The organism is Absicoccus porci, from assembly GCF_003725415.1.
GTDB classification, from domain to species: Bacteria; Bacillota_I; Bacilli_A; order Erysipelotrichales; family Erysipelotrichaceae; genus Absicoccus; species Absicoccus porci.
Genome location: NZ_RJQC01000002.1, coordinates 360,104 through 373,471, shown reverse-complemented (window position 1 = coordinate 373,471; position 13,368 = coordinate 360,104). Strand labels below are relative to the sequence as shown.

The 13,368-nt window shown below is 37.0% G+C and carries 15 protein-coding genes; 14 read left to right on the top strand and 1 reads right to left on the bottom strand.

Annotated features, from left to right (window positions below; genetic code table 11):
• Positions 1-131: 131 nt before the first annotated feature.
• The 13 genes from EDX97_RS06660 to EDX97_RS06600 all read left to right on the top strand — a co-directional run bounded on the left by EDX97_RS06660 (position 132) and on the right by EDX97_RS06600 (position 11,533).
• The gene (locus EDX97_RS06660; protein ID WP_128520383.1) at positions 132-1,160 is read left to right on the top strand and encodes a 2-hydroxyacid dehydrogenase; all 1,029 of its coding nucleotides are present in this window, start codon (positions 132-134) and stop codon (positions 1,158-1,160) included.
• Positions 1,161-1,169: 9 nt separating this feature from the next.
• The gene (rhaD, locus tag EDX97_RS06655) at positions 1,170-2,003 is read left to right on the top strand and encodes a rhamnulose-1-phosphate aldolase (RefSeq protein ID WP_128520382.1); all 834 of its coding nucleotides are present in this window, start codon (positions 1,170-1,172) and stop codon (positions 2,001-2,003) included.
• Positions 2,004-2,134: 131 nt separating this feature from the next.
• Positions 2,135-3,571: a PTS galactitol transporter subunit IIC gene (locus EDX97_RS06650; RefSeq protein WP_128520381.1), complete on the top strand. Its 1,437-nt coding sequence runs from the start codon at positions 2,135-2,137 to the stop codon at positions 3,569-3,571.
• Positions 3,572-3,619: 48 nt separating this feature from the next.
• Positions 3,620-4,099 (top strand): PTS sugar transporter subunit IIA, encoded by a 480-nt coding sequence (locus EDX97_RS06645; RefSeq protein ID WP_128520380.1) that lies wholly within the window; start codon positions 3,620-3,622, stop codon positions 4,097-4,099.
• A gap of 2 nt (positions 4,100-4,101) precedes the next feature.
• Positions 4,102-4,407, top strand: a complete 306-nt coding sequence (locus EDX97_RS06640; RefSeq protein ID WP_128520379.1) for a PTS sugar transporter subunit IIB — start codon at positions 4,102-4,104, stop codon at positions 4,405-4,407.
• 28 nt (positions 4,408-4,435) lie between these two features.
• Entirely contained in the window at positions 4,436-5,722 is a 1,287-nt protein-coding gene (locus tag EDX97_RS06635; RefSeq protein ID WP_128520378.1) for a sn-glycerol-1-phosphate dehydrogenase, read from the top strand.
• Between the two features lie 3 nt (positions 5,723-5,725).
• Positions 5,726-6,427 (top strand): L-ribulose-5-phosphate 4-epimerase, encoded by a 702-nt coding sequence (locus tag EDX97_RS06630; RefSeq protein ID WP_128520377.1) that lies wholly within the window; start codon positions 5,726-5,728, stop codon positions 6,425-6,427.
• 47 nt (positions 6,428-6,474) lie between these two features.
• Positions 6,475-6,771, top strand: a complete 297-nt coding sequence (locus EDX97_RS06625) for a rhodanese-like domain-containing protein (protein ID WP_128520376.1) — start codon at positions 6,475-6,477, stop codon at positions 6,769-6,771.
• 27 nt (positions 6,772-6,798) lie between these two features.
• Complete coding sequence (locus EDX97_RS06620) at positions 6,799-7,371, top strand: glycerol-3-phosphate responsive antiterminator (protein WP_128520375.1); 573 nt, start codon at positions 6,799-6,801, stop codon at positions 7,369-7,371.
• Positions 7,372-7,473: 102 nt separating this feature from the next.
• Positions 7,474-8,283, top strand: a complete 810-nt coding sequence (locus EDX97_RS06615; protein ID WP_128520374.1) for an HAD-IIA family hydrolase — start codon at positions 7,474-7,476, stop codon at positions 8,281-8,283.
• Between the two features lie 183 nt (positions 8,284-8,466).
• A complete protein-coding gene (locus EDX97_RS06610) occupies positions 8,467-9,909 on the top strand; it encodes an NAD(P)/FAD-dependent oxidoreductase (RefSeq protein WP_128520373.1) in 1,443 nt (480 codons plus the stop codon).
• Positions 9,909-11,177 carry an NAD(P)/FAD-dependent oxidoreductase gene (locus EDX97_RS06605; RefSeq protein WP_128520372.1) on the top strand — a complete coding sequence of 423 codons (1,269 nt, stop codon included), beginning with the start codon at positions 9,909-9,911 and terminating at the stop codon, positions 11,175-11,177. Before EDX97_RS06610 ends, EDX97_RS06605 begins: the two co-directional genes overlap by 1 nt.
• Before the next feature lie 2 nt (positions 11,178-11,179).
• Positions 11,180-11,533: a DUF1667 domain-containing protein gene (locus EDX97_RS06600; protein ID WP_128520371.1), complete on the top strand. Its 354-nt coding sequence runs from the start codon at positions 11,180-11,182 to the stop codon at positions 11,531-11,533.
• 65 nt (positions 11,534-11,598) lie between these two features.
• Here the strand turns inward: EDX97_RS06600 and EDX97_RS06595 are convergent, their stop codons facing one another.
• On the bottom strand, positions 11,599-12,447 hold the full coding sequence (locus EDX97_RS06595; RefSeq protein ID WP_128520370.1) for an alpha/beta hydrolase: 849 nt from the start codon (positions 12,445-12,447) through the stop codon (positions 11,599-11,601).
• Positions 12,448-12,580: 133 nt separating this feature from the next.
• Between EDX97_RS06595 and EDX97_RS06590 the strand changes: the two genes are divergently transcribed.
• The gene (locus EDX97_RS06590; protein WP_128520369.1) at positions 12,581-13,222 is read left to right on the top strand and encodes a helix-turn-helix domain-containing protein; all 642 of its coding nucleotides are present in this window, start codon (positions 12,581-12,583) and stop codon (positions 13,220-13,222) included.
• Positions 13,223-13,368: the final 146 nt, after the last annotated feature.

Here is a 13,368-nt window from a genome sequence, read left to right as displayed (position 1 = left end):
GAAAAATGTTCGAAAGAAACAATTTTTTGTTAAAAAGATTGAAATTTGAACAAAACGATGGAAAAAATTAGGGAATAAAAGGGAATTCTATCTATTCTGAATGTGCAAAAAGAACATTTGGAGGTAGAAAAATGAAATGTGTAGCTATTGGTGATATGTTCGTTGATGAACAAGCATTTCACAAAGAAATTGAAAAATCTGGTCTATTTGATTCGTATCAAGGTTTTACATGGAAAGGTGATTTGAATCGTGTAAAAACACGTGCTTTGATTCGAAAGATTGAAACCGAAGGAAGTGAAGCCTATCCTTTACCAGAAGACATTCGTAAAGCCGTTGTGGAAGCCGATGTTGTCTTTGTTCATTTGTGTCCCATTGGTCAAGAAGTGATCCAGCAAGCCAAACATCTACAATATATTGTTTCGGCACGCGGTGGATTAGAAAACATTGCTGTGAAAGAAGCCCAAGCAAAAGGAATCCATATCATTCATTGTCCGGCTCATAATGCCCATGCGGTTGCTGAATTAGTTGTTGGTTTGATGATTTGTGAAACACGGAATGTAGCTCGCGCAAATTATGCTTTAAAACAAGGAGAATGGCGTGAAAACTATCCAAATTCAGGAAGAATTCGTGAGTTGAGAAGTAGTAGTGTTGGGATCATTGGGTTTGGTACGATTGGTCGTTTAGTGGTGGATTTGCTTCAACCTTTCCATACAACAATCTATGTCAATGATCCATTTGTGGATGAAAAAGAAATTAAAGAAGCTGGTTGTATCCCTGTTTCTAAGGAAGATTTATTAAAAGAAGCCGATATCGTGACTTTACATGGACGAATTGGGCCAAATGATCCACCTATTATTGGTGCGCCAGAATTGGCATTAATGAAACCAACTTCTTACTTGATCAATACGGCTCGTGCAGTTTTGGTCGATATGGATGCACTGGTACATAGTTTAGAAATCCATCAAATTATGGGAGCAGCTATCGATGTATTCCCAAAAGAACCATTGGATGCGAATGATCCAATCACAAAATTAGATAATATTACGATCACGAACCATCGTGGTGGCGATACCGTGGATTCATATATTCGAAGTCCAGAGTTATTGATTGCGTATTTAGAAGAAGCTTTAAAAACAGGTAAGACTCGATATATGTTGTAGGAGATCCATATGAAAGTGACAGATACAAAATTTGTTCAGGATTATATTGCGATGGCAATGCATGGAGATGCATTGGGTTGGCATGAGCGCAATGGTGGTAATTTTACGTATTGGCTACAGGATGATGAAGTGAGATCCATCAAAGAAGAACTAACTGTTTCGAATGAATGGTTAGCGATTGGAACTAGCGTTCCTTATTTAGCCAACCAATATTTTTTGATTAGCGGTACAGGGCAGTTTTTTCATAATATGCAAAAAGACCCAACCCATACCATTGGTATTATTCAAATTGATGAGACAGGCGAAAAGTATCAAATTCTATGGGGATTAGAAGCTGGCGGTAAACCAACAAGTGAATTACCTACGCATTTGATGAATATGGAAGTGAAAGCTAAACAGACAAAAGATGCAAATCGTGTGATTTATCATTGTCATTGTCCGAATATTATCGCATTAACTTTTATTTTACCTTTGGAAAGTGAAGTATTTACTCGTGAATTATGGGAAATCATGACGGAATGTCCGGTCATTTTTCCAGAAGGCGTCGGTGTTGTGGAATGGATGGTACCAGGTGGCAAACAGATTGCCATCAAGACGAGCCAGGAAATGAAAGAACATGGTTATAATGCAGTTATTTGGGCACATCATGGCATGTTTTGTTCAGGTACGGACTTTGATCAGACGTTTGGTTTGATGCATACGATTGAAAAAGCAGCTGAAATTTGGCTAAAAGTACACAGTGTTGTAAAGGTGCCTAGACAGAGCATTCCTTTGCAGGGATTAAAAGATGTGGGACAAGCATTTGGTGTGAAATTGAATGATTCGGCATTATACGAAAAATAAGGGGTATATTTTTTTTCAAAATTGTTTGAAAAAGTCTACTCTGTTGAAAATGTAGTTTTTCGTTTAAATTGTAAGCGTAAACAGAGAAACATAGTTGCAACGTGTTACTTTACAGAAGGAGGAAATGTGAAGTGGTAATTCTTGAATTTTTGAAATCATTGATCGATAACTTCGGAGCAGCAATCATTGTTCCAATCATTATCGGTATCATCGCGTTGATCTTCCGTGTGAAACCGCAAAAAGCATTCTTGTCAGCTTTATATGCCGGCGTTTCATTGGAAGGTATCTCATTGATGGTTGGTGCTTTTACACCAATTATTACACCATTGGTACAAAATATGTCTGTTGTCATGAAAGGCTTAACAGGTGTTAACTTAAGGGTTTTCGATGTTGGATGGCAAGCGACCAGTTTGGTTGCGTTCTCAACCAGTGCCGGTATGATCTACCTAGGTTTAGGTATCTTACTACAGACGGTATTATTCTTGATCAAATGGACGAAATGTTTCCAACCATCCGATTTGTGGAATAACTATTCATACATGGTTTGGGGTGCTATGGTCATTGCCGTTACCGGTAACTTCCCATTAGGTATTGCCTGCATGATCTTATGTAACTTATATAGTTTATTAGTTGCCGATATGTTGGCAAATCGTTGGTCAAATTATTACCAATATCCAAACTGTACGATTATCGCAATGCATAATATTGAACCAGGTATCTTTGCCATCGTCTTAGATCCTGTATTGAATTTGATTGGCATGAATAAAATTAAACTGAACCCACAATCAATCCAAGAAAAAATTGGTTGGTTAGGTGAACCAATGACAATCGGTTTCATCTTAGGTTTCATTATTGGTTTATTAGGAAATATCAATAAACTGGGTACAATGCAAGCTTGGGGTTCTATCTTCACGGCTGCTGTTGCTACGGCTGCTGTCATGGCTATTTTCCCATCCATTACTGGTTTCTTTGCCCAAGCGTTTGCGCCAATTACAGAAGGAGCACGTCAATTCATGGGTGATACCAACGACCGTGAATGGTTTATTGCCGTAAATGATGCTGTTGGATATGGTGAACCAGCTACATTAACTTGTGGTTTATTATTGATGCCTATCATGGTCATCATCGCGTTCTTCTTACCAGGAAACCAAACATTGCCAGTTGTTGACTTAGTTGCAATTCCTTACATGGTTGAAGGTTTGGTTGCTGTCTATAATGGAAATATGGCGAAAGTCATTGTTACGGGTATGATTTGGTTTAGCATTGGCTTGTTGATGTGTTCGGCAACGGCTCCAATCTTTACCGAAGTAGCGAAAGATGCAGGATATGCGATTCCAGCTGGAGCCGCGATGATTACCTCATTTAATATCTTAGGAAAACCATTGGTTGGCTTAGTATTCTTTGCATTCTTGTCCAATAACCCAGTTATGATAGGTTTGGCTGTTGTCATTTATGCAGTAGCTTATATCGTTTATCGTACACATGTAAAAGGTATCGAAGCACACTTGGAAAAAATGGCTATGAAAAATGCCGGTTCTCCAGGAACAGAGGATTTAGCAGAAGCTTAAAGGAGAGTGTGAGGAATCACACTCTTATTTATAGGAAGGGTGCTACGTATGATTTGGGAAGATTTGAATAAGAAATTAATGATATTACATGCGGATGCCAAAACAACCGATGATGTTTTTGAACAATTGGGTAGTAAATTTATCCAAGAAGGCTTCTGTAAAGATAATTATGTAGAGGAACTGAAAAAAAGGGAAAAAGATTATCCAACAGGTTTGGCAATCAATGGATTTGGGATTGCGATTCCTCATACCGAAGCAGCGAATGTTCTCCGTGAAGCCGAAGGTATCATGACATTGAATGAGCCCGTACACTTTGTGCAAATGGGGACAACGGATACGATCATCGATGTAAAAGTAGTCATGATGTTGGCTATTGAAAATCCAAAAGAACATATCAAAAAATTGCAGCGAATCATCGCAATCATTCAAGATATGAATGTATTAAATGAAATTTATCAAGCAGATACAGAGGATGAAATTATCCAAGCTATAAAAGAAAAAGAAAGAAAAATCGAGGAGGCTTTATGATTATGGCAAAATCAGTTAGAATTTTATCAATTTGTGGATCTGGAACAGTAACAAGTAGTATGGTTGCTTCCAAATTAAAAGATTATTTACAAGGTCAAGGTTATTCGGTTACATCTACAGAAGCCAAACCGCAACAAGCATTGCAATTAGCACAATCGGGTCGTTTTGATATCATTGCACATACCAGTCCATTACCACGAGGCGATTATGGAATTCCTTGTGTCAATGCGTTTGCTTGTATTACGGGTATGGGCGAAGATAAATTCTTTAAAGATTTTATGGATGCTTTAAAATCTATTGGCAAGTAAATAGAAAAAATTAAAGGGGCTAAATATTATGAATATTGATATAGAAAAAGTGAGAGGATTATGTGATGCATCTCGAAATCAGCAGATTTATGTAGATGATATCATCATAGAAAAAGGTGCAATCAATCAGTTGCCTGATATCCTCCAAAAGAAATATGGGCAATATAAAAATATTGCGATGGTTTGTGATGACAATACTTATCAAGCAGCAGGTAAAAAAGTTGAAGAATTGGTTCCTGGCATCACAACGATCAAATTAGATCCCAATGGATTACATGCCGATGAGCATGGTGTAGGTGCTATGGAAAAAGCCATGGAAGACCATAAAGACGTGGATTTCTTGATTGCTTGTGGATCAGGTACGGTGCATGATATTACTCGTTATTATGCTTACAATAATCATCTACAGTTTTTATCGATCCCTACGGCTGCATCCGTGGATGGATTTGTTTCCACTGTTGCGGCAATGACATGGCATGGCTTTAAGAAAAGTTTTACAGCTGTTAGTCCTTGTTTCGTATTAGCCGATAGTGAAATTTTTTCCAAAGCACCAAGTCGTTTGACAGCCAGTGGTGTTGGCGATTTAATTGGTAAGTTTACAAGTATTTGTGACTGGAAGATTTCACATGCGGTAACGGGCGAGTATATTAGTATGCCTGTTGTCGAATGGGAACAAGACATTCTAAAAGCATTGATCGATAACTTAGATGGTATTGGTTCTGGTGATTTTGAAGCGTATGAAAATTTAATGTATGGTCTATTGTTAAGTGGATTGGCTATGCAGATGATTGGTAATTCCCGTCCTGCTTCAGGTGCAGAGCATCATTGCTCACACTTATGGGAGATGGCTACGATCAACGAACCAATTGACTTCTATCATGGTGAAAAAGTAGGTGTCGGACTTTGCATGGTTAGTGCTGTCTACAAAAAGGCACTCGCTAAGATCAAATCTGGAAATTACACAGTTAAAGATCATATGGACGTTGAAACAGACTTTATCAAGAAATATTTCAAAGAAAGTCTTGTGGATTCTATCTTAGAAGAAAATACGCCAAATATCATGGCGGATATCAATGGTGATTTATTAAAATCCAAAGAAGCTGAAATCATTGCTATTTTGGAAGAGTTGCCTAGTTCTGAACAAATCATTGGTTGGATGAATAAGGTACATGCCTTTACCAAAATTACCGATTTGACTTTGCCAGAATCGTTGCGTCCATTAACATTGAAATTAAGTCCATATGTACGTCAGCGATTAACGTTCATGCGTTTGTTGAAGTTCTATGATTTCTATGATGAGATCATTGGAGAATAGCCTATGTTAGAAGATCTCAAACAAACGGTTTTGGAGGCGAATAAATTATTGCCTGCCTATGGATTGGTTACTTTTACATGGGGCAATGTTTCACAAATTGATCGTGAAAAAGGAATTGTTGCGATCAAACCAAGTGGCGTTCCTTATGATGAACTTAAACTAGATGATATTGTTCTAACCGATTTAGATGGTAATATTGTCGAAGGCGATTTAAATCCAAGCAGTGATTTAGAAACACATTTGGAATTTTATCGCAATTGGTCAAATATTGGTGGTGTTGTGCATACACATTCCCAATGGGCAACGAGTTTTGCCCAAGCAGGATTGGATCTCAAAGCACTGGGAACAACGCATGCGGATTATTTCTATGGTGCCGTTCCTTGTACTCGTAAGATGACCGATGAAGAAATCCAAGGAGATTATGAATTAGAAACAGGCAAAGTAATCGTGGAAGAATTCAAAACAAGAGGAATTGATCCCGATGAAGTGCCGGCTGTTCTTGTTCATTCACATGGACCTTTTGTATGGGGCAAAGATGCGAAAAAAGCTGTTGAAAATTCAGTCGTTTTAGAAGAAGTAGCAAAAATGAATGCAACGGCAACGCTTCTACAAAACAATCAGATTGATTCCATGCAACAAGTTCTATTGGATAAGCATTTTAAACGGAAACATGGTCCCAATGCTTACTATGGTCAAGGCAAATAATCGTGATTGAAGCGGGGCATTCCCGCTTTTTTTGGAGTGTGGTAGATATGTTGTTTGATTGGAAAAGAAAAGATCCGTATAAAGGCCTTGAAAAATTTTCACAGGATCCAAATGGTATTTTGGTGGATGTACGGATTCCTGAAGAGTATCATCTGAAACATTTGGATGGTGCCATCAATATTCCTTTGGCGGATATCAATAATTTTCAAAAATATAACGATAAACATTGGTATGTATATTGTTTAGACGGATTCCGTGCGGAAATCGCTATGTATCGTTTACGTAACAAAGGAATTCCAGCTACGAATATTGGAGGAATTGCCCGCTATCGTTTTAACTCATGATACAATATCTTTGAGGTGTGAAATTTTATGGACAGACATTTTATACAAGTACTTGAAGATAATCCTATTGTGGCTGCCATTAAAGATGAGGCTGGACTGGAAGCAGCATTGCGTACTGAAGTAGGAATCATCTTTATTTTACATGGGAATATTTGTTCTTTGCCAAAATTAGTGGAACGAATCAAATTAAGCGGTCGTATGGCTATTGTACATGTTGATTTAATTGATGGTTTATCTAATGATGATTCTGTGTTGGATTATATAAAAAATGTAGCTCATGCAGATGGAATCATTACTACCAAATTGAATTTGATTCAATATGGTAAAAAGATTGGATTATATACCATTCATCGGTATTTTGTATTGGATAGCATGGCTTTACAGAATATCATCAAACAGTCACATGCGCGTGTGCAACCCGATGCGATCGAGATCTTACCGGGTGTCTTACAGCCGAAGATCATTCGTTATATCACAAAGCATTCCACGGTACCAGTCATGTGTGGTGGGTTGGTGACAGTTAAAGAAGATGTGATCAATTCATTACGTAATGGAGCAATTGCGGTATCGACGACACGTCAAGATATATGGAAAATGTAATTATATTTACAATAATAAAAATAATTAGTAAATAATTTATTGACAACGAAATATAATGGTTTATATAATTGATTTGAAAAAATAATGGAGGTTTTTTAATTTATGGCAATGACCGATTTAAAAGACATCCAAGAACGAATGAAGGACATAAAAACATTCATTTTGGATATGGATGGAACGATCTATCTAGGCAATGATTTATTTCCTTATACGCATAAGTTCTTGGATAAAGTAGAAGAGACAGGTCGGAATTATTATTTCTTTACCAATAATTCTTCCAAGGATCTAGAAGCCTATACAACAAAATTGGGAAAAATGGGTATTGATATCACGCCGGAACAGATGATGGTCTCGACCGATGTGATCCTGCAATATCTGGATGAACATCATCCAGGTGCCAAGTTGTATGTGGTTGGTACGCCTGCTTTGTTGCGTGCTTTTGAGAAAGCTGGATGGACACTGGATGATGAAGATCCGGATGTCGTTATCCTCGGCTTTGATACGACCTTGACGTATGAAAAATTATCGAAGCTATGTACGTTTGTTCGACATGGAAAGACGTATTACGGCATCAATCCCGATTTGAATTGTCCGGTTGAAGGTGGCGAATTCATTCCGGATTGCGGTAGTATCGCCCGATGTGTGGAATCAAGTACTGGTGTATATCCGGAATTCTTTGGCAAACCGAGCCATCGTACCCTGGATTATATCGTGAAGGCAACGGGATTAAAACCAGAAGAGATTGCAATCGTTGGGGATCGGATGTATACGGATATTGCGGTAGCTGATAATTCTGATGTTGTCAGCATCTTGGTATTGAGCGGAGAAACCAAAGAAGAAGATGTACCAAAGAGCAAGCATCAACCTGATATCATGATCGAAAACATCGGTGTTTTAGCGGATTTATTGTAAAGAGTATAATTTTGCGTCATTCTTTGAAAAAAAATGTTCAGGAAATATATTGACATATGGGAAACCTCCCATTATAATGACGTTGTAAAAAGTAAATCAATGTATGAGATTAGAGAGTATACATGAAACAGAAATTGTTTTTCGTATACTCTCTTTTTTTGATGTAGAAAGAAGGGTATGAATATGTATGATGTAATCATTGTTGGTGGAGGAGTTTCTGGTACAACATTGGCATTTGAACTTAGTAAGTACGAAGGCAGTGTATTATTACTAGAAAAAGAAAACGATGTCGCTGATGGTACGACCAAAGCAAATAGTGCCATTATCCATGCCGGATATGATGCCAAAGAAGGCACATTGATGGCGAAATATAATGTATGGGGAAATAAAGTGACACCACAGTTATGTAAGGATCTAGATGTACGGGTGAAAAACATTGGATCTTTGGTTGTTGCATTCAGTGAAGAAGAAAAGCCAATGCTTCAAACGTTATATGATCGTGGTGTAAAAAATGGAGTTCCTGATCAAAGAATCATTGGTAAAGAAGAATTACATGAGATGGAACCAAATATTGCGGATAATGCAGTAGCTGCTTTGTATGCACCAACAGCTTGTATCGTGGATCCATGGGATATTGCGATTGCGTGTGCAGAAACTGCTGTTAAAAATGGTGCCGAAGTGAAATTAAATGAAGAAGTGAAAGCCATTCAAAAAGTGGATGATCACTTCGTTGTAAAAACAGATACGGATACTTTTGAAGCAAAAACTGTTGTGAATGCAGCGGGTGTTGAATGCGATAAAGTATATGGCATGGTTAAAAAGCCAGATTATGAAATTGTTCCGAACAAGGGTGAATATTACTTGTTGGATAAAAGCCAGGGAACATTGGTCAATCATGTAATTTTCCAATGCCCAACGGCTGCAGGAAAAGGTGTGTTGGTGAGTCCAACTGTTCATGGCAACTTGATTGTAGGTCCTAACTCAAACCCAACTGTTGATGGGGATTACAGTACGACTTTACAAGGATTGGCAGATGTAAAGGCGGCTTCTATGAAGTCGGTTCCTTCCATTAATTTCCGTGAAAATATTCGTACGTTTGCCGGCTTACGAGCTCGTCGGAAAGATCATGGAGACTTTATCATCGGTGAAGATCCACAAGTTGCTGGATTCTATCAGATTGCTGCGATGCAATCACCTGGATTGTCGAGTGCTTATGCCATCGCAATTGATACAACGAGAATGATGCAAGACAAAGGGTTATTTACAGTAGCCAAAGAAAACCCTGTAACCACTCGAAAAGTTTATCGTTTTAAAGAAATGAGCGATGATGAAAGAGTTGCTTTCATCAAAGAACATCCAGCCTATGGTCGTGTCATTTGTCGTTGTGAAACCATTACCGAAGGTGAAATCATTGATGCGTTGCATCGCCCAATCGTTCCTGTTTCTATTGATGGTATCAAACGTCGTTGCAACGCCGGTATGGGACGTTGCCAAGGTGGTTTCTGTGGACCACGTGTTCAAGAAATTATCGCTAGAGAATTAGGTATTCCACAAGAAGAAGTGGTGAAAGATAAAAAAGGTTCAAAAGTTTTATTTGGACATACAAAAGAGGGAGGTCTTCAATAATGCGTAAGGAATATGATGTAATTGTCGTTGGTGGAGGGCCTGCCGGCTTAGCAGCTGCTTTACAAGCTCGTCAAAACGGTGCTGAAAGTGTTTTGATCATTGAACGTGATAAAGAATTAGGTGGTATCTTAAATCAGTGTATTCATAATGGATTTGGTTTGCATCATTTTAAAGAAGAATTAACCGGTCCTGAATATGCAGGTCGTTATATTGATGAAGTAAAGAAAACCGATATTGAATATCTATTGGATACAATGGTTATTCAAGTTACTCCAGATAAACAAGTCTATTGTACAAATGAAGAAAATGGATACATGGTTCTTCAAGGAAAAGCTATTGTCTTGACAATGGGTTGTCGTGAAAGAACACGTGGTGCCATTGCCATTCCAGGTGATCGTCCTGCTGGTGTATTTACAGCTGGTGCGGCACAACGTTATGTCAACATTGAAGGTTATATGCCAGGTAAACGCGTATTGATCCTTGGTTCTGGTGATATTGGTTTGATCATGGCTCGTCGTATGAGTTTGGAAGGTGCTAAGGTTGTTGGTTGTGTCGAATTGATGCCTTATTCCAATGGATTGAATCGTAACATCGTACAGTGCTTAAATGACTTTGATATTCCTCTATATTTAGCACATACCATTACAGATATCCAAGGAAAAGATGGTCGTGTCAACAAGGTCATCGTTCAAGAAGTTGGACCTGATCGTAATCCGGTTCCAGGTACAGAAATTGAATTTGATGTAGATACTGTCTTACTGAGTGTTGGTTTGATTCCAGAAAATGAATTGTCAAAGACGGCTGGTATTGACATTGATCGTGGAACCAATGGTCCAATTGTTTATGAAAATATGGAAACGAGCATTCCAGGTATCTTTGCGGCTGGTAATGTTGTCCATGTCCATGACTTGGTAGACTTTGTATCAGCAGAAAGTGAAGTAGCTGGTAAAGCAGCTGGCCAATATGTCAAGAATGGAGAAGCACAAAGTGCAACGACATTAGAAACCAAAGCAGTCAATGTCGGGGCTTTGGTTCCACAAAAGATTCGTAAAGATGCGATTGAAAAATCAGTACAGATTTCATTCCGAGTAAGAACGCCGATGCATGATGCCAAGATCTTGATCAAAGATGGTCAGGGAAATCAAGTTGCACAATTTAAGCGTGAACATATGGTTCCTGCTGAAATGGAAAATCTTGTTTTACCAAAAGTATTAGTTGATCGATTAGCAGATAACACGTTAGCGGTTGAAACCGTAGAGGAGGCTTAATCATGAAAGAGCTTATTTGTATTACATGTCCACGTGGTTGTCATCTAAAAGTGGATGAAGAAAATGATTATAAAGTAACGGGAAATAGTTGTCCAAGAGGTGCTATTTATGGCAAAAAAGAATGTACCCATCCCACTCGTGTCATCACCAGTAGCGTAAAGATCGTGGGTGGTACCCAAGCTCGTGTCAGTGTCAAGACCAATCATGACGTACCAAAAGAATTGATGTTTGATATCATGAAAGAAATGAACAACGTAGAAATGAAAGCACCGGTTCATCGTGGTGATGTCGTAGAAGCCAATATTTGTGGTTCTGGAGCTGATCTAGTAATCACTAAAGATGTAGCACAAGCATAATAAATATATTTCAATATACTCTTCTGTCTAAGGGAAGTCAGTTAAATGACCTCCCTTTTTTAATTTTAATCACAAGTATTAAAGTTCTCTTTTTTTGATTGATACCAATTTAGTAAATGCTTCCAATTAGGCATATATTCGAATTCCTGTTCTTTCTGTTTTCTTTCTGATTTAATTCGTGATTGCTTGTCTTTTTCCTGAACCCAGCTTTTAATAAAACGAATATATTCTTCTGGATGATCTAAGCTTAGACCACCATAACAGTATTTCATTAACATGAAAATTTCAGAATTCTTTATTTGTTTGTGCAAAATATCAGCACTTTTTCTATATTCTCTACCTTCTCGAGTACCAACTAAGATTGCTAGTTTTCCAGTGATATTATCTAAGGATGATGAAATTTTATAATTATGTAATTCTTTATACATATTAGATACAGTTTTGATTTCTAAATCATTTATTGTTTTATAATAGACTTTTTCTGATTTAGTATCGGTGTATTTAGCGTAATACATGAATGAATTAAATAACTTATTGTGCGAAAGCATTGGGAAATGAACAGCAACAATGTCACTCCAATTATGAAATTTTACAGGATACATCAGAGCACCTTCAATAATTGCATATTCACAGATATCATTTTTTATGGCCAATATCTCAGCTACTATTTGACCGCCTAAACTAAAGCCAGCTAAAACTTGTATATGACCATTGTAATGACTGCAAATGTATTCAACTATTTCTTTTGCACATTGTTTTATTGAGACAAAAGTGTTATCCAATAAAGGTAAGACAATTTCAAAATCCTTTTTTAATTCTTTTATTTGGGTATTAAAACTGTTAGGGGATAAACATTCTCCATGAATGTACATGAAAACTGGCTTTTTTTTATGGTTATATTGTTTTATTTCCATATAATTATGCTCCTTTGTGTTAATTATATTTTATGTACCATGACTAAAAAACAGTAATAATTTGCGAAAAAAGATGAAAAAAGTTACACTTTAAAATTTTAATAGCTAAGATAAGATATATAGGAGGATTTTGATGATAAATAAACGTAGTCTTGACATTGTGCATTTATTGATTGAACATGAGAGATATGATCAACCTTGTACATTAGCCATGCTAACTAAACAATTTAATGTTTCTGAACGTACTTTAAGATATGATTTGGATAATATCTCGGGTCATTTAACAGAACAAGGCTGTAAATCTTTAGGTTACGATGAACAAGGAAATATTAGACTTAATAATTCCATTAAAGATGTGGAGAGGGTAATATCTAAGCAAGATTACTACTCAATGAAGCTTTCTAGAGAAGAACGTGCAAATGTGATTGCTTATATGATTGCTGAAATTGATATCCCGCTCACAATGCAAAACTTGGCAGATTCGCTATATGTATCTCGATCTACAATCTTACATGATATGAGTGTTGTAAAAGATGTGTTGCAAAAATTTAATTTAAAACTAGAGTCATCAAAAAGGGGCTCACTAGTCGTAGGACGAGAAAGTGATCGAAGGATATTATTATTAAATTTATTTCCAAAAATATATACCAATCAAGTTGAAGTTGTAAGAGACGAAGAACAACAAGAAGTGATTGAAATAGTACAAACTATTATTCAGTCTATTGAAAAAAAGACTTATTATTTTTTACGGATGAATCATACAATGGTTTATTAACATATATAATAATTTTATTAGAAGAATTGAGAAAACAAAGATATGTAGAAATTGACTATATATTAAGACATCCGTCAATGCAATTAATTGGACTAACTGTTGTTGTCTATGCTATTTGGTATGTAGTATATCGAAAAAATTCAAAT

Excerpts from the sequence above, each read along its gene's own strand:
- EDX97_RS06635 (WP_128520378.1), top strand. The coding sequence starts at position 4,436 with ATGAATATTGATATAGAAAAAGTGAGAGGATTATGTGATGCATCTCGA.
- EDX97_RS06600 (WP_128520371.1), top strand. The coding sequence starts at position 11,180 with ATGAAAGAGCTTATTTGTATTACATGTCCACGTGGTTGTCATCTAAAA.
- EDX97_RS06620 (WP_128520375.1), top strand. The coding sequence starts at position 6,799 with ATGGACAGACATTTTATACAAGTACTTGAAGATAATCCTATTGTGGCT.
- EDX97_RS06590 (WP_128520369.1), top strand. The coding sequence starts at position 12,581 with ATGATAAATAAACGTAGTCTTGACATTGTGCATTTATTGATTGAACAT.
- EDX97_RS06610 (WP_128520373.1), top strand. The coding sequence starts at position 8,467 with ATGTATGATGTAATCATTGTTGGTGGAGGAGTTTCTGGTACAACATTG.
- EDX97_RS06615 (WP_128520374.1), top strand. The coding sequence starts at position 7,474 with ATGGCAATGACCGATTTAAAAGACATCCAAGAACGAATGAAGGACATA.
- EDX97_RS06640 (WP_128520379.1), top strand. The coding sequence starts at position 4,102 with ATGGCAAAATCAGTTAGAATTTTATCAATTTGTGGATCTGGAACAGTA.
- rhaD (WP_128520382.1), top strand. The coding sequence starts at position 1,170 with ATGAAAGTGACAGATACAAAATTTGTTCAGGATTATATTGCGATGGCA.
- EDX97_RS06605 (WP_128520372.1), top strand. The coding sequence starts at position 9,909 with ATGCGTAAGGAATATGATGTAATTGTCGTTGGTGGAGGGCCTGCCGGC.
- EDX97_RS06625 (WP_128520376.1), top strand. The coding sequence starts at position 6,475 with ATGTTGTTTGATTGGAAAAGAAAAGATCCGTATAAAGGCCTTGAAAAA.
- EDX97_RS06660 (WP_128520383.1), top strand. The coding sequence starts at position 132 with ATGAAATGTGTAGCTATTGGTGATATGTTCGTTGATGAACAAGCATTT.
- EDX97_RS06595 (WP_128520370.1), bottom strand. The coding sequence starts at position 12,447 with ATGGAAATAAAACAATATAACCATAAAAAAAAGCCAGTTTTCATGTAC.
- EDX97_RS06645 (WP_128520380.1), top strand. The coding sequence starts at position 3,620 with ATGATTTGGGAAGATTTGAATAAGAAATTAATGATATTACATGCGGAT.
- EDX97_RS06630 (WP_128520377.1), top strand. The coding sequence starts at position 5,726 with ATGTTAGAAGATCTCAAACAAACGGTTTTGGAGGCGAATAAATTATTG.